This is a genomic window from Nocardia gamkensis NBRC 108242, assembly GCF_001612985.1.
GTDB lineage: Bacteria > Actinomycetota > Actinomycetes > Mycobacteriales > Mycobacteriaceae > Nocardia > Nocardia gamkensis.
This window is the reverse complement of record NZ_BDBM01000015.1, coordinates 96,313-114,564: the sequence shown is the minus strand read 5'-3', so window position 1 is coordinate 114,564 and position 18,252 is coordinate 96,313. Positions and strand designations below refer to the sequence as shown.

General features: G+C 69.6%; 19 protein-coding genes. 9 read left to right on the top strand and 10 right to left on the bottom strand.

Going from position 1 to position 18,252, the window contains the following annotated elements; translation table 11 throughout:
- Positions 1–16 precede the first annotated feature (16 nt).
- Positions 17–448, bottom strand: a complete 432-nt coding sequence (locus NG1_RS14870) for a succinate dehydrogenase hydrophobic membrane anchor subunit (RefSeq protein ID WP_062971160.1) — start codon at positions 446–448, stop codon at positions 17–19.
- A 2-nt stretch (positions 449–450) separates the two neighbouring features.
- Positions 451–849, bottom strand: coding sequence for a succinate dehydrogenase, cytochrome b556 subunit (gene sdhC, locus NG1_RS14865; protein ID WP_083863252.1), 399 nt, complete (start codon positions 847–849; stop codon positions 451–453).
- Between the two features lie 275 nt (positions 850–1,124).
- On the opposite strand from sdhC, the gene NG1_RS14860 reads away from it, so the two are divergent.
- The 4 genes from NG1_RS14860 (at position 1,125) to NG1_RS14845 (ending at position 5,196) form a co-directional block, all read left to right on the top strand.
- On the top strand, positions 1,125–1,526 hold the full coding sequence (locus NG1_RS14860) for a cytidine deaminase (protein ID WP_062971158.1): 402 nt from the start codon (positions 1,125–1,127) through the stop codon (positions 1,524–1,526).
- Between the two features lie 220 nt (positions 1,527–1,746).
- Positions 1,747–3,036 carry a thymidine phosphorylase gene (locus tag NG1_RS14855; RefSeq protein WP_062971156.1) on the top strand — a complete coding sequence of 430 codons (1,290 nt, stop codon included), beginning with the start codon at positions 1,747–1,749 and terminating at the stop codon, positions 3,034–3,036.
- Positions 3,037–3,356: 320 nt separating this feature from the next.
- Entirely contained in the window at positions 3,357–4,454 is a 1,098-nt protein-coding gene (locus NG1_RS14850; RefSeq protein WP_062971154.1) for an adenosine deaminase, read from the top strand.
- 85 nt (positions 4,455–4,539) lie between these two features.
- Positions 4,540–5,196: a hypothetical protein gene (locus NG1_RS14845; RefSeq protein WP_062971151.1), complete on the top strand. Its 657-nt coding sequence runs from the start codon at positions 4,540–4,542 to the stop codon at positions 5,194–5,196.
- On the opposite strand, the gene NG1_RS14840 is transcribed toward NG1_RS14845, so the two are convergent.
- The 5 genes from NG1_RS14840 to NG1_RS14820 are packed head-to-tail and all read right to left on the bottom strand — an operon-like array spanning position 5,197 to position 8,614.
- Positions 5,197–6,456, bottom strand: a complete 1,260-nt coding sequence (locus NG1_RS14840; protein WP_062971149.1) for a SatS C-terminal domain-containing protein — start codon at positions 6,454–6,456, stop codon at positions 5,197–5,199. It lies immediately after the preceding gene.
- A gap of 26 nt (positions 6,457–6,482) precedes the next feature.
- A complete protein-coding gene (locus NG1_RS14835) occupies positions 6,483–6,830 on the bottom strand; it encodes a YbaB/EbfC family nucleoid-associated protein (RefSeq protein ID WP_040865024.1) in 348 nt (115 codons plus the stop codon).
- Positions 6,827–7,168, bottom strand: coding sequence for a hypothetical protein (locus NG1_RS14830; protein ID WP_062971147.1), 342 nt, complete (start codon positions 7,166–7,168; stop codon positions 6,827–6,829). The genes NG1_RS14835 and NG1_RS14830 overlap by 4 nt, the downstream gene beginning before the upstream one ends.
- Entirely contained in the window at positions 7,165–8,274 is a 1,110-nt protein-coding gene (locus tag NG1_RS14825) for a C40 family peptidase (RefSeq protein ID WP_062971145.1), read from the bottom strand. The genes NG1_RS14830 and NG1_RS14825 overlap by 4 nt, the downstream gene beginning before the upstream one ends.
- Before the next feature lie 4 nt (positions 8,275–8,278).
- On the bottom strand, positions 8,279–8,614 hold the full coding sequence (locus tag NG1_RS14820; RefSeq protein WP_309247302.1) for a type VII secretion target: 336 nt from the start codon (positions 8,612–8,614) through the stop codon (positions 8,279–8,281).
- 130 nt (positions 8,615–8,744) lie between these two features.
- Here NG1_RS14820 and upp point away from each other — a divergent pair, with 130 nt between their 5' ends.
- Positions 8,745–9,368, top strand: a complete 624-nt coding sequence (gene upp, locus NG1_RS14815; protein ID WP_062971143.1) for a uracil phosphoribosyltransferase — start codon at positions 8,745–8,747, stop codon at positions 9,366–9,368.
- A 17-nt stretch (positions 9,369–9,385) separates the two neighbouring features.
- Here upp and NG1_RS14810 read toward each other — a convergent pair whose 3' ends face one another.
- Positions 9,386–10,882, bottom strand: a complete 1,497-nt coding sequence (locus NG1_RS14810) for a phospho-sugar mutase (protein WP_062971130.1) — start codon at positions 10,880–10,882, stop codon at positions 9,386–9,388.
- Positions 10,883–11,662, bottom strand: coding sequence for a purine-nucleoside phosphorylase (locus NG1_RS14805; protein ID WP_084498927.1), 780 nt, complete (start codon positions 11,660–11,662; stop codon positions 10,883–10,885).
- A 172-nt stretch (positions 11,663–11,834) separates the two neighbouring features.
- Here NG1_RS14805 and NG1_RS14800 point away from each other — a divergent pair, with 172 nt between their 5' ends.
- The 3 genes from NG1_RS14800 (at position 11,835) to NG1_RS14790 (ending at position 15,683) form a co-directional block, all read left to right on the top strand.
- Positions 11,835–12,539 carry an enoyl-CoA hydratase-related protein gene (locus tag NG1_RS14800; protein WP_040865031.1) on the top strand — a complete coding sequence of 235 codons (705 nt, stop codon included), beginning with the start codon at positions 11,835–11,837 and terminating at the stop codon, positions 12,537–12,539.
- 643 nt (positions 12,540–13,182) lie between these two features.
- On the top strand, positions 13,183–14,424 hold the full coding sequence (locus tag NG1_RS14795) for a M20 family metallopeptidase (protein ID WP_084498925.1): 1,242 nt from the start codon (positions 13,183–13,185) through the stop codon (positions 14,422–14,424).
- Between the two features lie 116 nt (positions 14,425–14,540).
- Positions 14,541–15,683 carry a M20 family metallopeptidase gene (locus NG1_RS14790; protein ID WP_373686128.1) on the top strand — a complete coding sequence of 381 codons (1,143 nt, stop codon included), beginning with the start codon at positions 14,541–14,543 and terminating at the stop codon, positions 15,681–15,683.
- 226 nt (positions 15,684–15,909) lie between these two features.
- Here NG1_RS14790 and NG1_RS14785 read toward each other — a convergent pair whose 3' ends face one another.
- Positions 15,910–16,383: a gamma-glutamylcyclotransferase family protein gene (locus NG1_RS14785; RefSeq protein ID WP_040865062.1), complete on the bottom strand. Its 474-nt coding sequence runs from the start codon at positions 16,381–16,383 to the stop codon at positions 15,910–15,912.
- A gap of 174 nt (positions 16,384–16,557) precedes the next feature.
- On the opposite strand from NG1_RS14785, the gene NG1_RS14780 reads away from it, so the two are divergent.
- A complete protein-coding gene (locus NG1_RS14780; protein WP_062971124.1) occupies positions 16,558–17,961 on the top strand; it encodes an NAD(P)H-quinone dehydrogenase in 1,404 nt (467 codons plus the stop codon).
- Positions 17,962–18,252 lie beyond the last annotated feature (291 nt).

Here is an 18,252-nt window from a genome sequence, read left to right as displayed (position 1 = left end):
GCGAGGGGGCCTGTTCCTAACTGATGTTGGGGTCGAAGGTGAAGATGACGTAGGTGCCCACACCCATGATCAAGATCATCGAGATGGCCAGCAGGGTCTTCAACCAGAACCGGGTCGAGTCCTTGCGGGAGTAGTCGTCGATGACGGTGCGCAGGCCGTTGCCGCCGTGCAACTGCGCCAGCCACAGCATGGTCAGGTCCCAGAACTGCCAGAACGGGCTGGACCAGCGACCGGCCACGAAGGCGAAGTTGAGCCGCTTCACGCCGCCGTCGAGCAGCAGCATGATCGCCATGTGCCCGAGCACCAGCACGATCAGCAGCAGGCCGGAGAAGCGCATGAACAGCCAGGCGTACTTCTCGAAGTTGTTGTTCGAGCGCGCGCGCGGCGAGCGAGGCAGATCCAGGCTGGCCGGGCGGTCGTAAGACTTACCGATGACAGGTGCGCTCATGATCAGTGCTCCGTGAACAGGTAGAAGAACTGGCGCCCGATCGCGGGAACGGCCAGCAGGAACCAGATCGCGAGAATGATCCAGAGCATCAGGCGCTGGTACTTCGGTCCCTTGGACCAGAAGTCCACCAGGATCACGCGGACGCCGTTGAGCGCGTGGAACAGGACGACGACGACCAGGCCCATCTCCATCAACGCCACGATGGGCGTCTTGTAGGTCTCGATCGCTTCGTTGTAGGTGTCCGGGCTCACCCGCACCAGGGCGGTGTCCAGTACGTGAACGAAGAGGAAGAAGAAGATCGTGACCCCGGTGATCCGGTGCAGCGCCCACGACCACATTCCGGGGTCGCCTCGGTACAGCGTCTTCCGCTTCGGCTGGGCCGGAGCTTCAATCGTGGTCATAGAGTGCGGTGCCTCCAACGTCGTTGATGGACCCGGTCGCAGGTCCGACGCCGACGGCGTGGCGGGCGAATGCCCAGGTGGCTGTACTCCGGCCCGTCGCAGGAACCTGAACCGATCTGTTCTGGACTCTAATCCTCCAGCAATCCCGGAACTAATTCGGCGTACCGTGCGTTGCGCGACAGTGGATCGGGTTAGGCTTACCTTTCTTGATGTGTACGGGGTTCCGTCGTGGCCCTTGCGCGGCCGCGATCGGGCCGGTCCCAGAGAGGTTGCCCATGCCGGAAATCGACTGGAAACTGCTGCGTGACAACGCATTTCGAGTTATGCGAAACGCCTATGCGCCGTACTCGCGGTTTCCGGTCGGCGCTGCGGCTCTCAGCGTCGATGGTCGCATGGTGAGCGGTTGCAATGTGGAGAATGTCTCATATGGATTAGGCCTGTGTGCCGAATGTGTACTCATCGGTAACTTGATTTCGGGCGGCGGGGGGCGTCTGGTGGCCGTCTCGGTGACCGATTCTCGCGGCGAAATCCTGATGCCCTGCGGTCGCTGCCGCCAATTGCTCTACGAGCACGGCGGGGCCGATCTCCTGGTCGATCACAAGGGCGGTGCGGTGCCGTTGCGCGCGCTGCTGCCGGACGCGTTCGGGCCGGACGATTTGGACGCGGGACAGGTGTAGCCGGGTCCGTCGGCGACGCATGCTCTAGCGCCGCCTCTGCTGACGGTGTCCGGACGCACTCGCGGCGGCGGTCCTCCGAACCGGGCGCCTTCGCTCGTTGCCCGGGCGATTCCGGCAACCGACCTCGGCTCAGGCGCGAGCGAAGGTGCGATGCCGCGGTGCGGTTCCGTCCCATCGGCGAGAACCCGGGTGCCCGTCGGCTCGTGCCAAACTGGCCACCGTGACGGCACTCGACGCGGTTTCGATCATCACCACCAAGCGGGACGGCGGCGAGCTGTCGGACGCGCAGATCGACTGGGTGGTCGACGGGTTCACCCGCGGCACGGTGGCCGACGAGCAGATGTCCGCGCTGGCCATGGCGATCCTCTGGCGGGGGATGACCCGGCGCGAGACGGCGCGGTGGACCGCCGCCATGATCGCCTCCGGGCGGCGCATGGATCTCGCAGGCCTGCCGCGCCCCACCGTGGACAAGCACTCGACCGGCGGCGTCGGTGACAAGATCACGCTGCCGCTGGCTCCGCTGGTCGCCGCGTGCGGCGCCGCGGTGCCGCAGTTGTCCGGGCGCGGCCTCGGTCACACCGGCGGCACGCTGGACAAGCTGGAGTCCATCCCCGGCTGGCAGGCGGACGTGCCTGCGTCGCGGATGCGTGACCTGCTGGCCGACCCGGCCGTCGGGGCGGTGATCTGCGCGGCAGGCGCCGACCTCGCGCCCGCGGACCGGCGGCTCTACGCCCTGCGCGACGTCACCGGCACGGTCGAGTCGATCCCGCTGATCGCCAGCTCGATCATGAGCAAGAAGATCGCCGAGGGCACCGCGGCGCTGCTGCTCGACGTCAAGGTCGGCTCCGGAGCGTTCTTGAAGACACTCGACGGGGCGCGCGAGTTGGCGACCGCGATGGTCGAACTGGGCGCCGACGCGGGCGTCCGGACGGTCGCGCTGCTCACCGCCATGGACACTCCGCTCGGCCGCACCGCGGGCAATGCCCTGGAGGTCGCGGAATCGGTGGAGGTGCTGGCCGGGGGCGGTCCCGAGGACGTCGTCGAGCTGACCATCGCCTTGGCTCGCGAGATGGTCGCGCTGGCCGGGCTCGATACCGACCCCGCCGATGCGCTGGCCGACGGCCGGGCGATGGATCACTGGCGCGCGATGATCAGCGCCCAGGGCGGCGACCCGGACGCGCCGCTGCCCACCGCGAAGCACACCGAGACCGTGCGCGCCGACTCCGACGGCACGCTGACCCGGCTCGACGCGCTGAGCGTCGGTATCGCCGCCTGGCGTCTCGGCGCGGGCCGGGCACGTCAGGGCGATCCGGTGCAGTCCGGTGCGGGCATCGAGATGCACGCCAAACCGGGCGATGCCGTCAGCACGGGCCAGCCGCTGCTCACCCTGCATACCGACACCCCCGAGGCCTTCACCGGCGCCATGGCAGCCCTGCGCGACGCCGTCACCATCGAGGCAACTGCCGCGCCCGGTCCAGCCGCGCTGATCCTCGACCGCATCGTGTCCTGAACTGTCCGCAGTAACCCAGCGGGCGGCGTAGGGCGCGTGGGCCTCCTTGGTCGCCGAAAAGGGTACGGCGGCCACCCGCAGCGGCCGCACCTGTGCGCGCACCGCCCCTCGATGCGGCCTCTGGCCCGGCTGCGCTGCCGGATCACGGGTGTGCCGCCGGGCCGCACGCATGCGCGAGGGCAGGAAGCTGCGCGCACAGTGTCTGCGCGGCGAACCGAGCGGTGTCCGGTCGTGGGCCGGCCCGCATCCGGCGGGCAACGAGATAGTTGACACGGCCGGACTCGGCTGCCGTTTCGGCGCGCTGCGGCTACCGTCTATACATGACTGGACCGATGCCTCTGACTCTCGCCTCGATCCGCCAAGCGCCGAAAGCGCTGCTGCACGATCACCTGGACGGTGGCTTGCGGCCCGCGACGGTGCTCGAACTCGCCGCGCACAGCGGCTACGAGGACCTACCCGCCACCGACGAGGCGTCGCTGGCGGCCTGGTTCCGCGACGCGGCCGACAGCGGATCGCTGGAACGCTACCTGGAGACCTTCGCGCACACCGTCGCCGTGATGCAGACTCCGGAGGGGCTGCGCCGGGTCGCCCGCGAATGCGCCGAGGATCTCGCCGCCGACGGCGTCGTCTACGCGGAGGTGCGCTTCGCCCCCGAACAGCACTTGGAGCGCGGGCTGACATTGGACGAGGTGGTCGAGCACACGCTGGCCGGATTCCGTGAAGGCGAGGCGGCGGCCGCGCAGCGCGGACATCCGATCGTGGTGACCTGCCTGCTCACCGCGATGCGGCACGCGGCGCGCTCGCGGGAGATCGCGGAACTGACGGTGCGCTTCCGTGATCGCGGAGTGGGCGGCTTCGACATCGCGGGCGCGGAAGCCGGTTACCCGCCCAGCAGGCACCTCGACGCGTTCGAGTACATGCGCGCCAACAGCGCGCACTTCACCATCCACGCGGGCGAGGCCTTCGGGCTGCCGTCGATTCACGAGGCGCTCGCGTTCTGCGGCTGCGACCGGCTCGGCCACGGCGTGCGAATCACCGACGACATCAGCGTGCCCGGCGCGGTCGAGGACGCAGAGCTCGGGCTGGTCGCCAACTACGTCCGGGACATGCGCATCCCGCTGGAGCTGTGTCCGTCGTCGAACGTGCAGACCGGCGCCGTGCCGTCGCTGGACAAGCACCCGTTCGACCTGCTGGCCCGCCTGCGCTTCCGCGTCACGGTGAACACCGACAACCGGCTGATGAGCGACACCAGCATGAGCCAGGAGATGCTCAAGCTCGTCGAGACGTTCGGTTACGGCTGGAGTGACCTGGAACGCTTCACCATCAACGCCATGAAGTCGGCGTTCATCCCGTTCCCCGAGCGGCTGCGGATCATCGACGACATCATCAAGCCCGGATACGCGGTCCTCATCGGCTAGGGGCGGCAGGCGTCCTACGGGGACGAGGCAGCGTCGGCTGCGAGGTTGGGCGCCCGCCCGGCTACCGGTTCGCTAGCGTGGCGATATGGCGACCCTGCGCATATCCCGCCGGTTCAACGGACCACCCGACTCCGGCAACGGTGGCTACGTGGCCGGTCTGCTCGCCGCCCAGCGCGACGAGCGGACGGTCACCGTCGTCCTGCGCAGCCCACCGCCGCTCGAGACGCCCCTCGACGTGCGGGCCGAACGGCTCTACGACGGTGACACGCTGATCGCCGAGTCCGAGAGCGGCGAACTCGAACGCGACGCCCCTGGACGTATCCCCTTCGCCGACGCGACCGAGGCAGCGCGCAGCTATACCAGCATCGAGATCTTCGCGTCCTGCTTCGTCTGCGGCAGTGGCCGGACGGACGGGCTGCGTATCGAACCCGGCCGGGTCGACGAGCACCGAGTGGCCGCGCCATGGATCCCCGACGACACCGTGCCGCTGGGGCCGCCGCTGCTGTGGGCCGCGATGGACTGCCCCGGCGGTTGGTCGCTACCCGGCATGCTCGAACGCCCCGCTCTGCTCGGCTCGATGACCGCCACCGTGCACGACATCCCCGAAGTCGATGAGCGCTGCGTCGTCGTGGGCGAGTTCCACCGCGAGCAGGGACGCAAATGCTGGGCCTCGACCGCGGTCTACGGCGCCGACGAACGCCTGCTCGGACAGGCCGAGCAGGTCTGGATCCGGCTGCCCTAGTTACTGCTTGTCGAGCCGGGACTCCAGGTTGCGTTCCAGTTCGCGCCAGGCCTGGGCCTCCGCTGTGAACGGCGGGTTGGGCGCCAACCGGGTGGGGTCGGGGTTCAGCAGGTAGGAGACGTACCAGCCGAGCGGGGTGGACTGGGCCAGGGCCTGCTCCACCGTGTCGTCGTCGGCGTAGTCTGCGGCGTCGGTGAACAGCTCCACCGCCAGATCGAGCTGTTCGATGTCGACCGCCTCGGGGCCTTCGGCCAAGTCCTCGGCCAAGCCGGGCAGCACGTAGACGTTCTCGTCGGTCACCTCGACCTCCAGTGAGCCGTCCACCGCCGCGGTCTGCACGTCGGCGAAGGTGCTCACGCGGGCCAAGTCGTGCTCGTGGTCGTCGGCGAGGTAGCGGGCCAGCGCGCGCTCGGACGAGAACACCGTGATCGAGCCCCTGGAACCGAGGAAGATCGGCTCGTCGTCGAGGTAACAGCGCAGGGTGAAGACGCTGCCTTCGGACGTGATGATCTTGACCGGGTCGATGCCGACCTCGTGCCAGAACGATTCGTCTTCGTCCTCGTCTTCGTCGTCGTCCTCTTCCGCGTCGAGGTCGACGGGCTCGAACTCCTCCTCCTCGTCGCTGTCGGCGGCGTCGTCGGCGTCGACCACGTTCTCCTCGGCGGCCAGCAGTTCGGCCTCGGCGACCGCGACCGCCTCGGCGTCGACCTCGGGGGTCTGCACGACGGAGTCGATGGCGTCCAGGACGTCGTCCCAGCCCTTGGCGATGGCGGCGCCGATCTGGTCCCACAGCTCCTCGCCGTCGCGACCGACGAACGCGCTCACGCCGCCGGGCAGCGCGCCGAGCACCGGATGGGAACCGAAGAATTTGGTAACCGTCTCCAGTTCGCACACCTCGCCGATGTTGCGCACCATGCCGAGGGTGTCCTCCAGCTCGGCGACGCTGTCGACGTCGGGTTCGCCCGCGGCCAGCTCCGGCACGGCGACCAGGTCGAAGGTGAAATTCTCCTCCGGTTCCAGTTCGACCGCCGAGAGACCCGCGACGACCTTCCAGGCCGGATGGTCCACGAGGTCGTTGTCGGCGTTGGTGCGGATGAAGGCGGCCAGCTCTGCCACGGACTCGAAACCGTAGAGGGCGTCCTCGTGACCGAGGAACGCCTCCCACTCGTCGTCACCGTCTCGCCAACGCGGTGCCCACAGGGTGACGAGATCGCCGTCGGTCAGGCCGAGCTCGATCGGGACGATGTCTCCAGAAGCCATGTGCGGAAGCCTATCGACCTTCCGCGTCAGGCACTATCCGGCCCGCCCCCATTCGTGCCCGCGGGCGGCTGCGCGGCGGGGACGAACGACTCGTTCAGTGTCGCAACGACCTTGGATCGCTGCGCTCCGGCGTCCTCGGCGGCCTGTCTGCAGGCCCAGACGATCAACTGCCCGACCTCGGCGGGCGGCAGGGATGTGACCGATTCCGCCAAGCTCAGGCCGACCAGTGCGCCGTCGCTGTTCACCTCGACGCTCACCGCGCCGTCCTCGGAGGTCCACCGCCCGCGCACCTGCTTCAACCCGTACAGCGCGGCTTCCAGCGCCTCCAGTTTCTGGGTGGCCGCCGCGACAAGGGCGTCCATTTCCGCACTCATACCGGCCTCATCCAGGTCGTCGGTCCCGTGTCCGCGTCGTCGATCCGGTCCAGCTCGTCCACCGCCTGCTGGCGAGTGGGCAGACCGAGCCGGTCGAGGATGTCCGAGGGCATGCCCGACTCGGCGAGCAGTTCGCGCCGCCGCGCCCGCGCCGCGATGGCGGAACGCTGGGTGAGCCGCAGGATCTCGTTGGCGAGCGACTGTGCGCCGTAGCGGTATTCGCTGCGCTCGAACTTGATCTCGACCGGCATGCCCTGATCGGTCGCGCGCACCGAGATGGTGCCCGACCGGTTGCTGCTGGACGCCACCGTGACGTTGGGAACCGGGGGTCGGGTCATGCCGTCGGCCTGTAGAAACCGTAGAAGTCCATGCCTGAGTTCTCCGTTCGAATCGAGCTGATCTGGACCGGGTCACCCGCCTCGACCAACTGGCCGTTCCCGATCACCATGGCCACGTGGCCGTCCCAGATCGCGAGGTCGCCGGGCATCAGATCACCGGCCGACACCGGTGTGGCCCCGTTGCCCTGGTCGCACGCGAGCCGGGGCAGGTCGACGCCCGCCTCGCCGTAGGCGTACTTGGTGAGCCCGCTGCAATCCAATCCCGCGCCCGGGCTGTTGCCGCCCCAGACATAGGGCGTGCCCACGGCGCCGATCGCCGACCGGACCGCCGTGGCGGCCTGTTCGTTGGGCGCCTCCACCACGCTGCCGTCGGGCAGCGTGATCTTCACGCCCTTGCCGTCGTCGGGCGTGCCCGACGAACCGGTGTCCGGTTTGGGGGTGCCCGTCGTGCCGGGCGTGCCACGGGAACCGCGTGAGGACTGCGACTGCAGCGGTGTGGCCATCGCGGTGCTCAGAAGCGAGCCCGCACCGTTGAGCACGCCGGACGCGGCGGACGCCGCCTGCTGCACGCCCGCGGCGGGGACACCGGCCAGTGCCGGGGTGGTCGGCGGCGGGGTGAGGTCGTTCATCGACGCGGTGTGCGTCTGCAATTCGTTCTGGACCCGGCCGACGACGTTGAGGGCCTGGTTGAGATGGTCGATCGCGGAGCCGACGAGCACCGTCAGACCTTCCGGCGTCGCCAGGACCGGCCCCATGCTCGCCGCGGTGTTCACGAAGGACTGCGCGATGTCGGTGAGATCCTTCTGGCCGGTCTCGACCTCGCCCGCGGCCTGGTTCACGACCGTCGCCATCTCGTTGCCACGATCGGAGATGGTGGCCGCGGAGGTCTGCACGCGCAGCGCCTTGGCGGTGGCCGCGTCGGCCGCGCGACCGTCCCACGCGGCGTTCATCCCGTTGATGCTGTCGCGGCCCATCTGGTGGATCTGGTCGACCACGGACGAGGTGCTGCGCAGCGCGTCGGTGGGACCGCCCGCGGGCAGCACGCCGCTGCCGAAGCTGGCGAGCAGGTCGAGGATCGGTTGCGCCAGTGCGTTGACATCGATCACAGGCTCACTCCACCTCGGTGGCCGCGTTCCGCAGCGCGCTCGCGTGGGTGGCGTCGGTCTCGGTGAGGACGGTCGCCGCGCCGGTGGCTGCGCCACCCATGCTGGTCAGCACTGCCGAGAGCTGGCCGATCGCGGCGACGTGCCCGGCGTGCGCCGCGGCGTAGGCCGCCATGAAGTCACCGCCGATCAGTCCCATGATCGGGCCGAGCAGCGCGGGCTCCGCCGCCGCGGCGCTCACCCCGGCCGCCGCCATCTCACCCGCCATGACGTGAGCGGTCGCGCCGTAGGCCGCAATGCCTTCGGTGTCCGCCGACATCTTCCGCATCAGAGCTTCCCCCATCTGTTGTTCCCAGGCAGAGTACGTCATCCACTTGGTTCGACGCGCGCTGTTCCGGTTCGGTTCCGCCGCTTCGGAAAAAAAGTCCGGTGGCATCCGGCGGCGCACCCGTGACCGACTTTATCGTTCCCTCATGCGCACCCTCACCGTGGACCATCCACTCGTCGCCGCCCTGCTCACCACGATGCGGGACGAGCGAACGGCCAATCCGGCTTTCCGTGCCGCACTACGTGATCTGACCGGCATCCTGATCTACGAGGCGCTGCGCGACGCGGAGGTCGAGCGCTTCGAGATCACCACGCCGGTCGCTCCCACCGAAGGCATCCGGCTGGCCCGCCCGCCGCTGCTCGTTCCGGTGCTGCGCGCCGGGCTCGGCATGATCGACGCGGCCGCCGAGCTGATCCCCGACGCCAGAATCGGGTTCGTCGGTCTCGCTCGCGACGAGGACACCCACCTGCCGGTGCCCTATATGGAGTCGCTGCCCGCCGATCTCGCCGGCCTGCCGGTCTTCGTGCTCGACCCCATGCTGGCCACGGGCGGCTCGATGCGGCACACCTTGCAGCTGCTCACGGCCCGCGGCGCCACCGACATCACCGCCGTTTGCGTCGTCGCCGCACCGGAAGGTATTGCGACACTGGCGGACTCGGGACTGCCGGTACGGCTGGTGACCGCCGTCGTCGACTCCGGACTGAACGAGAACGCCTACATCGTGCCCGGTCTCGGCGACGCGGGCGACCGGCAATTCGGCCCGCGCTGAACCTCCGCCGGCCGCGGTCAGAAGGTCCGGCAGAAGTCGCGCAATGCCGAAAGGCGTTCGCGGGCAGCGGCTCGCGCGGCCGGAAGACCGGCGCGCGAGCCCACCGGTTCGACCACCTCCAGGTAGCACTTGAGCTTCGGCTCGGTACCGGAAGGGCGGACGACGACGCGGGAGGAGACACCCTCGAAGATCAGCGCGTCGGTCCGCATCCGGCCCCGGACCCGAAGCTGATCGGTGTATTCGACCGGCTCGCCCGCGATCTCGCGCGGCGGGTCGGCCCGCAATCGCTCGACCACGGCGGCCGCGTCGGTGGCCGAGCCGAGCCGCAGCGACACCTGGTCGCCCGCGTGCAGGCCGAATTCGACCGCGTAGTCGTCGAGTTCGTCGTTCAGGCCGCGACCGGCGGCCTTCAACCGGGCCACCAGGTCGGCCACCAGGACAGCGGCGGAGATACCGTCCTTGTCGCGGACGGCCGCCGGGTCGACGCAGTGGCCGATCGCCTCCTCGTAGGCGTAGACCAAGCCGTCGCCCGCGCGGGCCAGCCACTTGAATCCGGTGAGCGTTTCCGCGTAGCGTCCGCCGCGCGCGGGAGCCAGCTTCGACAGCAGCCGCGAGGACACGATCGTCGTCGCCACCAGCGCGTCATCCGGGGCGGTGCGCAGCACACAGTCACCGAGGAGCACGCCGGTCTCGTCGCCGCGCAGCATCCGCCAGGTGCCGTCCGGCCGCGGGACGCCCACCGCGCACCGGTCCGCGTCGGGGTCCAGTGCGATCGCCACGTCGGCGCCGACCCGGGCCGCCGTCGCGAGCAGCAGATCGGCCGCGCCGGGTTCCTCTGGGTTCGGGAACGCGACGGTCGGGAAGTCGGGGTCCGGTGCGAACTGCTCCTCGACCACATGGACGTCGGGAAAACCCGCCGCGCGCAGCGCTTCGACGGCGAGGTCACCGCCGACGCCGTGCAGCGGAGTGAGGGCGATCCGGATACCGGCCCGCTCGCCCGGCCCCCCGATCCAGGAGGGTATTTCGGCAACGCGGCCGATATAGCGCTGGACCACGTCGTCGTCGGCGGGGACGACCGGCACGCGGTCGATCGGCTCGGTCACCGCCTCGATACAACGCTCGATCTCGGCGTCGGCCGGGGCGATCAGCTGTGACCCGCCGTCCAGATAGACCTTGTACCCGTTGTCCGTGGCCGGGTTGTGCGAGGCGGTGATCTGCACGCCCGCGACCGCGCCCAGCTCACGCACCGCGTACGCGACCACCGGCGTGGGCAGCGGACGCGGCAGCAACGTCACCGGAAAGCCCGCCGCGGCGAAGATCTCCGCGGTCGCCGTCGCGAACTCGGCGGAACCGTGCCTGGCGTCGCGGCCGACGACCACCGCACCGCCGCCGAGACAGCGGTCGCGCAGCCACGCCACGATTCCCGCGGTCGCCCTGCTCACGGTGGTGACGTTCATGCCGTCCGGGCCCTCGCGCAGCGGCCCGCGCAGGCCCGCCGTGCCGAAGCGCAGCATCTACACCCGTTCCAGCACGCCGCGCAGCAGTTTGCCGAGGCGCGGAGCCGCGGCATGGCCTTCGGCGAGCACCTCGGCATGGGACAGATGCGCGCCGGTGACGCCCGCGGCCAGGTTGGTGACCAGCGAGATACCGAGCACGCGCGCACCGAGCGCGCGGCAGGCGATGGCTTCCAGCACCGTGGACATACCGACCAGATCCGCGCCGATCGTGCGCAGCATCCGGATCTCGGCGGGCGTCTCGTACTGCGGCCCCGTGAGGCCCGCGTAGACGCCCTCGGTCAGGCTCGGATCGATCTCCCTGGCCAGCGCCCGCAACTCCGGATCCCAGGCGTCGACCAGATCGACGAAAGTCGCGCCTGCCAGCGGTGTGCGACCGGTCAAGTTGAGATGGTCGCTGATCAGCACCGGCTCACCGACCCGGAGACCGGCCCGGATACCGCCCGCGGCATTGGTCAGCACCACGATCTTCGCGCCCGCCGCCACCGCCGCCGACACCGGATGCACCACATCGGCGGGCTGATACCCCTCGTAGAGATGCTGGCGGCCCATCAGCAGCAGCACGTCGTTGTCGTCCACCCGAACGGAATGGAGCACGCCGACATGGCCCTGCGCGGTAGGCGTTCCGAAACCCGGCAGCTCCGGCATCGGCACCGACGCCCGCGGCGCCCCGATCTCCGCGGTCGCGTCCTGCCAGCCGGACCCCAGCACCACCGCGACCCGGTGGCGTGACACTCCCGTACGTTCGGCGATCGCCTCGGCGGCCTGTTCGGCAAGCATGATCGTCACCATAGCTGGGTTTGATTTGCCGCGCCTTCGCGCGAACGGAACATGCTCGGTTTGGCTTCGCTCGAAACCGGGAGTTGGGGTGCGCTGGGGCAGGGCGGGGGTGTTCGACTCGACCCCTACCCGCGAGTAGGGGTAGCCGTCGGTGCCCGATACGCTGCACGGCATGCCGTATCTGGAACGCCACGGGGAAGTGTTCGTCGTCTACCTCGGCGCCGAGGGACAGACGGACAGCGAGAACCGTTTTCACCCGGACTGGATCGACGCCTTCCATGGGCTGCTGGACGAGGTCGAGAGCTCCGAGGGGCCTGCCGCGTTGGTGACGACCGCGACAGGGAAGTTCTTCAGCAACGGTCTGGACACCGATTGGCTGTTCGGCAATCTGGACAAGATGCACGGTTACCTCGACCGCGTGCACTCGCTCTACACCCGCCTGCTCGCCTTCCCGCTGCCCACCGTCGCTGCGATCAACGGCCATGCCTTCGGCGCGGGCGCCATGCTGGCGACTTCGCACGACTTCCGGGTGATGCGCGCCGATCGCGGCTTCTACTGCCTGCCCGAGGTGCACCTGGGCATGCCCTTCACCATCGGGATGAACGCCCTGCTCACCGAGCGGCTGTCCAACCAGGTCTGCGTGCAGGCGATGACCACCGGCCACCGCTACCCGGCCGACGAGGCGATCGCCGCGGGCATCGCGGATGCCAAGGCCGACGCCCCCGAGTTGCTCGCGACCGCGATCGAGCGAGCCGCGGCACTGGCGAGCAACCGCAAGCCCAACCTCCCCGTGATCAAGCGCGCCCTCCACGCGAAGGCTCTGGCCGGCCTCGCCGTCGCGACCACTCCGGAAAACCTGGCCTTCGCCGCGAGCTGACCCGGCGTCGGCGGACGGCACGTCCCGCACGCCGACCCAGGCCCGACGGCTGCGTCCGGCGAGGAAGTCGCTTGCAGCACCCATCCGGTTCCGCCGCTGCCACGCAGCGAACTATCAGGTGGCTCGCCGCTCACGGCTACTCGCATCCGAGCGCCTTGGCGTACGCAACGAAAGCCACCAGAGGCCGCACACCGGCCCCGCGTCCATGCCTTGTCAGCCGCCGACCATCCCACGAAGTCTCCCGAAACGGCAGACCAGGGGCAGCAGCAGTCACCCCGACGCGCCCGGCGCACCCACACTTCCGGTTCGAGCGAAGCGAGACCGAGCATGCGCCGTCCGCGGACGGGCTCACGTTCACCGCGTCCGCGACTGATCACCGGTCGACGGGACAACCGCCGACCACAGCGAACCGCGTGCACGAGGTCCAAAGCTCGCGCCCTTGACGCGCCCGGCGCACCTCAACTCCCGGTTTCGAGCGAAGCGAGACCGAGCATGTTCCGTTCGCGGCCCGGCTCGCGTTTGCGTGGCCGTCGCGTAGGCGACGAAGGAGCAAGCGGCGGTCGCGCGAACGCGAGCCATGAAGGGGCCGCGAACACGCCGCGCGAAGGCGCGGCAAATCAAACACAGTGCGAGACTGTGTTGCATGCCACCATCGCGCAGCGGGCGCCGAGAAGCGCAGCACGACGGCAACGCCGTGCGCGGGGTCGACGCTGTCGCTCGCAGTGACGCCGCCATCCGGGCGACGGCCGCCGAATTGATCGGGCTCTCGCACTCGATTCACGACGAACCCGAGCTGGCGTTCGAGGAGACCCGCAGCGTCGCCAAGACCATGGCACCGCTGGCCGAGCGCGGTTTCGAGATCGAGAGCGGGGTCGCCGACCTGCCGACGGCCTTCCGCGCGCGCTATGGCAGCGGGTCGCTGACCGTCGGTCTCTGCGCGGAGTACGACGCGCTGCCCGAGATCGGGCACGCCTGCGGGCACAACATCATCGCCGCTGCCGCGGTGGGCGCGGCGCTGGGTCTCGCCGAGGTCGCCGACGCGCTGGATCTCACCGTGCTGGTGTTCGGCACGCCCGCCGAGGAGAGCGGCGGTGGCAAGGTGCTCATGCTGGAGCGTGGAGTGTTCGACGACGTCGCGATGGCGATGATGGTGCACCCGGGTCCGCTCGACATCGTCGGCGCCCGCTCGCTGGCTCTGGCCGACGTGTCGGTGGTCTTCCACGGACGGGAGGCGCACGCCAGCGCGGCCCCGGAGCAGGGGCGCAACGCGGGCGACGCGGTGACCGTCGCGCAGGTTGCTCTGGGATTGCTACGGCAGCATCTCCTGCCTGGCCAGCAACTGCACGGTATAGTCGGCGACGGTGGCGTAGCTCCCAACATCGTGCCCGGACGTGCGGAACTGCTGTATTACCTACGCGCAGTCGACTCCGCATCCCTCGACGATCTGACGCGACGAGCGTCGGCTTGCTTCGAGGCGGGCGCCCTCGCGACCGGCTGCACCCACGAAATCCGGACGCTCGCGCCGACGTATACCGAGCTGACCCCGGATCCGGAATTACTGCTGGCCTATCGCGAGCAGCTCACCGGATTGGGACGCGTGCCGCTGGCTCCGGAGTTCGAGGCGCAGCGGCCGCTGGGCAGCACCGATATGGGGAACGTCACCAACGTCATTCCGGGCATTCACCCGGTCATCGGCATCGATGCCGGTGGTGCGGTGACACATCAGCCAGGCTTCGCCGCGGCCAGCGTCAACGCCTCGGCGGATCGTGCGGTCCTCGACGGTGCGCTCGCGCTCGCGCGTACCGCAATCGCCGTCGCCCGCGATGACATCCATAGAGACAGGTTGTTGCAACGGCTAGTTCAACGACAGGAGGACATTCGGTGAGCACAACCGGCCGTTCGGCGGCGCAGGCGACGGGCCCGGCAGCGGGCGTCCGCGTGGCCACGGAGGGCCCCGGCAGCTCCGTAGCGTCGGAGACCGTGGGATCCGGGCGGGAAGCGGTGGAGTCGTGGCTGGCCGACCACACGGTCGATCTCGTCCAGTGGCGCAGGCACATCCACGCCAACCCGGAACTGTCCCGTACCGAGTTCGGCACGACCGAGTTCGTCTCGGCGTGGCTGACCAAGGCGGGTCTGACGCCGCAGGTTCTGCCCGGCGGCACCGGCTTGATCTGTGATATCGGACCGGACGGCCCGCGCATCGGCCTGCGTGCCGACATGGACGCGCTGCCCCTGCAGGAGTTCACCGGACTGCCCTTCGCCTCTACGGTGCCGGGCGTGTCGCACGCGTGCGGCCACGACGCGCACACCACCATCCTGCTCGGCACGGCACTGGCCCTGGCCGAGGCGCCGGAACTGCCGGTCGGCGTGCGGCTGGTCTTCCAGCCCGCCGAGGAGATCATGCCGGGCGGCGCGATCGACGTGGTCGCCGCCGGTGCGATGACGGGTGTGGAGCGGATCTTCGCGCTGCACTGCGACCCGCGCCTCGAGGTGGGCCGGATCGGCATCCGCGTGGGCGCGATCACCTCCGCCGCCGACACCATCGAGCTGGTGCTCGACTCGCCGGGCGGCCACACCTCCCGTCCGCACCTGACCAGTGACCTGGTCTACGCGATCGGCTCGGTCATCACCGGCCTGCCCGGCCTGCTCAGCCGCCGCATCGATCCGCGCACCAGCACCGTGATGGTGTGGGGCGCGGTGAGCGCGGGAAAGGCGCCCAACGCCATTCCGCAGACCGGCATGCTCACCGGCACCATCCGCACCGGAGATCACGGCACCTGGTCGTTGCTGGAGCCGATGGTGCGCGAGATCGTCGACGGCCTGCTGGCCCCGACGGGCGTGCGCTACCAGCTGAACTACCGGCGCGGCGTGCCCCCTGTGGTCAACGACGAGCATTCCACCCGCATCTTCGAGGACGCGATCCGCGCGCTCGGCCCCGACGCGCTGGCCGACACCCCGCAGTCCGGCGGCGGCGAGGACTTCTCCTGGTACCTGGAGAAGGTGCCGGGCGCGATGGCGCGCCTGGGCGTCTGGTCCGGCGAGGGCGAACAGCTGGATCTGCACCAGCCGACCTTCGACATCGATGAGCGGGCGCTCGCGGTCGGCGTCCGGGTGCTGACCAATCTCGTGCTCGGCTCTGTCTGATTTCCAGCGCCTGCGGCGCATGCGCTTCGCCCACTCGGACGCGAGCCGGGCCGCGAACGGTGCTCGACGGCCTCGCACTCAACTTGGCTGTGAGTGCGACAGCGGCAGGGTCGGCCGGGCCGTGAATGGTGCTCGATGGCCTCGCACCCAATGGGCTTGGAATGCGTCGGCGGCATGGCCGACCCGGAAAAGACGGCCGTGCCGCCGACGTTGCGGTGTGACGCGGTCAGCCGAAGTTGCCCGGGCCGACGTTGCGGCTGTTGCGAGTGCGTAGGGCGTGCACGTAATCCTCTGGCGCGCCCGCTTTTTCGGCGGCGTCGGCGATCACGCCGATGTAGCGGGCCGAGGGCAGGCCGCCCTCGTAGGCGTCCAGCACGTAGAGCCAGGCCAGCGTGGGTTCGCCGCCGTCGGCGTTCCGGGTGACGCGCAAGCGGATCTTCTTGTGGATACCGAAGTCCGAACCCTCCCACCGGTCCAGCCGCTGCTCGTCCTCCGGCGACACGTCGTAGAGCACGACGAAGACCCGGGAACCGGGGTCCTCGACGACCGTCGCGAGAGGCCCTTCCCAGCCGATGTCGTCACCGGCAAAGGTCAGCCGCCAGCCCTCCAACCAGCCCGTCCCGGACATGGGGGAGTGCGGACAGCGCTCGAGCATCTGCGTCGAGTCCATGTTGGACCCGTAAGCGGCATAGATCGGCACCAGCAAAGGGTAGCCAATAATCTTCACGGACCGCGTTCGATTGCCGCACCTGCGGCGCGGCGCGCGGCGGGGACCCGTTGCGCAGCGGTAACGCGGTCGGTGGTGCGAGGTGGTTGCCGGATAACGTTTACCCCGTGCCGGAGATCCCGGCGCGAAGCACGAGCGGAGGTATCAATGACCCGCATCGCGATCATCGGTGGCGGACCGGCCGGCTATGAGGCGGCCCTGGTGGCGGCCCAGCACGGAGCGTCGGTGACGCTGATCGATTCCGACGGGATCGGCGGGGCGTGCGTGCTGTGGGACTGCGTCCCTTCGAAAACCTTCATCGCCTCGACCGGCGTGCGCACCGACCTGCGCCGCGCACGTGATCTCGGCATCACCCTGGACCCGAACCAGGCGCAGGTGCAGCTGACGGAGGTGAACGAGCGCGTGAAGGCGCTGGCGCTCGCGCAGTCCTCCGACATCCGCTCGAAGTTGCAGACCGTCGGAGTGACCGTGCTGGCAGGCTACGGCGAGCTGATCGAGCGCGGCGGCGGCCTGGCCGCGCACCGGGTGCTGGCCAAGCTGGCCGACGGCGCGCAGCAGACCATCGAGGCAGAGGTCGTGCTGATCGCCACCGGTGCGAGCCCGCGGGTGCTGCCGGGCGCGGAACCGGACGGTGAGCGCATCCTCAACTGGCGTCAGCTCTACGACCTGGAGGAACTGCCGGAGACCCTGGTGGTCGTCGGTTCCGGTGTGACGGGCGCGGAGTTCGTCTCCGCCTACACCGAGATGGGTGTGCGGGTGAAGCTGGTCTCCAGCCGCGACCGCGTGCTGCCCGGCGAGGACGCCGACGCCGCGCTGGTGCTGGAGGACGCGCTCGCCGAGCGCGGCGTCGAACTGGTCAAGCACGCGCGCGCGGACGCGGTGGAGCGCACCGCCGACGGCATCGTGGTCAAGCTCTCCGACGGGCGCACCGTTTCCGGCTCGCACGCGCTCATGACCGTCGGTTCGACGCCCAACACGGGAGGACTCGGGCTGGAGCGGGTAGGCATCGAACTCGACCGCGGTGGTTACCTGCGGGTGGACCGCGTGTCGCGCACCTCGGTGCCCGGCATCTACGCAGCGGGCGACTGCACCGGCCTGCTGCCGCTGGCCTCGGTGGCCGCGATGCAGGGACGCATCGCGATGTACCACGCGCTCGGCGAGGGCGTGAGCCCGATTCGCCTGAAGACCGTCGCCTCCGCGGTGTTCACCCGGCCGGAGATCGCGACCGTGGGCGTCAGCCAGACCGCGATCGACAACGGCGAGGTTCCCGCGCGCACGGTGATGCTGCCGCTGAACACGAACCCGCGCGCCAAGATGTCGAGTCTGCGGCGTGGTTTCGTCAAGATCTTCTGCCGCCCCGCGACCGGCGTTGTGATCGGCGGCGTCGTCGTCGCGCCGATCGCCTCTGAACTGATCCTGCCGATCGCCCTTGCGGTGCAGAACAATCTGACGGTCAACGACCTGGCCCAGACCTTCTCGGTGTACCCGTCGCTCACGGGTTCGGTGACCGAGGCGGCGCGGTTGCTGATGCGGCACGACGACCTCGACTGACCGCTTTCCGGCGCATCGGTGCCGTGTCCGATCCCGGACATCGTGCCCGGTGAACTCGGGGCAGGCACGGGATGCGGGCGCTCTTGCCAGCCATGGCTATTCGCCGCGTTGCCCATCGTGCGCACATGTGGTTCACTTCCGGCAGAGATGCGATCGAAGGACGGTCGCGGAGTTCGGTGTGGGGGGAAGGGTCCTTTCCGAATCGGCACGGCGAACGGCCCGGGTCGTTCGACGATCAGGCGTCTCACCCAGGGACAACCTGTATGCGGCCGATTCGGCCGCACCCGGGAA

Coding starts and splice junctions, on each gene's coding strand:
- NG1_RS14800 (WP_040865031.1), top strand. CDS start 11,835: ATGCCGTATCTGGAACGCCACGGGGAAGTGTTCGTCGTCTACCTCGGC.
- NG1_RS14830 (WP_062971147.1), bottom strand. CDS start 7,168: ATGACCCGACCCCCGGTTCCCAACGTCACGGTGGCGTCCAGCAGCAAC.
- NG1_RS14795 (WP_084498925.1), top strand. CDS start 13,183: ATGCCACCATCGCGCAGCGGGCGCCGAGAAGCGCAGCACGACGGCAAC.
- NG1_RS14810 (WP_062971130.1), bottom strand. CDS start 10,882: ATGCTGCGCTTCGGCACGGCGGGCCTGCGCGGGCCGCTGCGCGAGGGC.
- NG1_RS14845 (WP_062971151.1), top strand. CDS start 4,540: ATGGCGACCCTGCGCATATCCCGCCGGTTCAACGGACCACCCGACTCC.
- NG1_RS14805 (WP_084498927.1), bottom strand. CDS start 11,662: ATGCTTGCCGAACAGGCCGCCGAGGCGATCGCCGAACGTACGGGAGTG.
- NG1_RS14860 (WP_062971158.1), top strand. CDS start 1,125: ATGCCGGAAATCGACTGGAAACTGCTGCGTGACAACGCATTTCGAGTT.
- NG1_RS14850 (WP_062971154.1), top strand. CDS start 3,357: ATGACTGGACCGATGCCTCTGACTCTCGCCTCGATCCGCCAAGCGCCG.
- NG1_RS14780 (WP_062971124.1), top strand. CDS start 16,558: ATGACCCGCATCGCGATCATCGGTGGCGGACCGGCCGGCTATGAGGCG.
- sdhC (WP_083863252.1), bottom strand. CDS start 849: ATGACCACGATTGAAGCTCCGGCCCAGCCGAAGCGGAAGACGCTGTAC.
- NG1_RS14820 (WP_309247302.1), bottom strand. CDS start 8,614: ATGGGGGAAGCTCTGATGCGGAAGATGTCGGCGGACACCGAAGGCATT.
- NG1_RS14835 (WP_040865024.1), bottom strand. CDS start 6,830: ATGAGTGCGGAAATGGACGCCCTTGTCGCGGCGGCCACCCAGAAACTG.
- upp (WP_062971143.1), top strand. CDS start 8,745: ATGCGCACCCTCACCGTGGACCATCCACTCGTCGCCGCCCTGCTCACC.
- NG1_RS14840 (WP_062971149.1), bottom strand. CDS start 6,456: ATGGCTTCTGGAGACATCGTCCCGATCGAGCTCGGCCTGACCGACGGC.
- NG1_RS14870 (WP_062971160.1), bottom strand. CDS start 448: ATGAGCGCACCTGTCATCGGTAAGTCTTACGACCGCCCGGCCAGCCTG.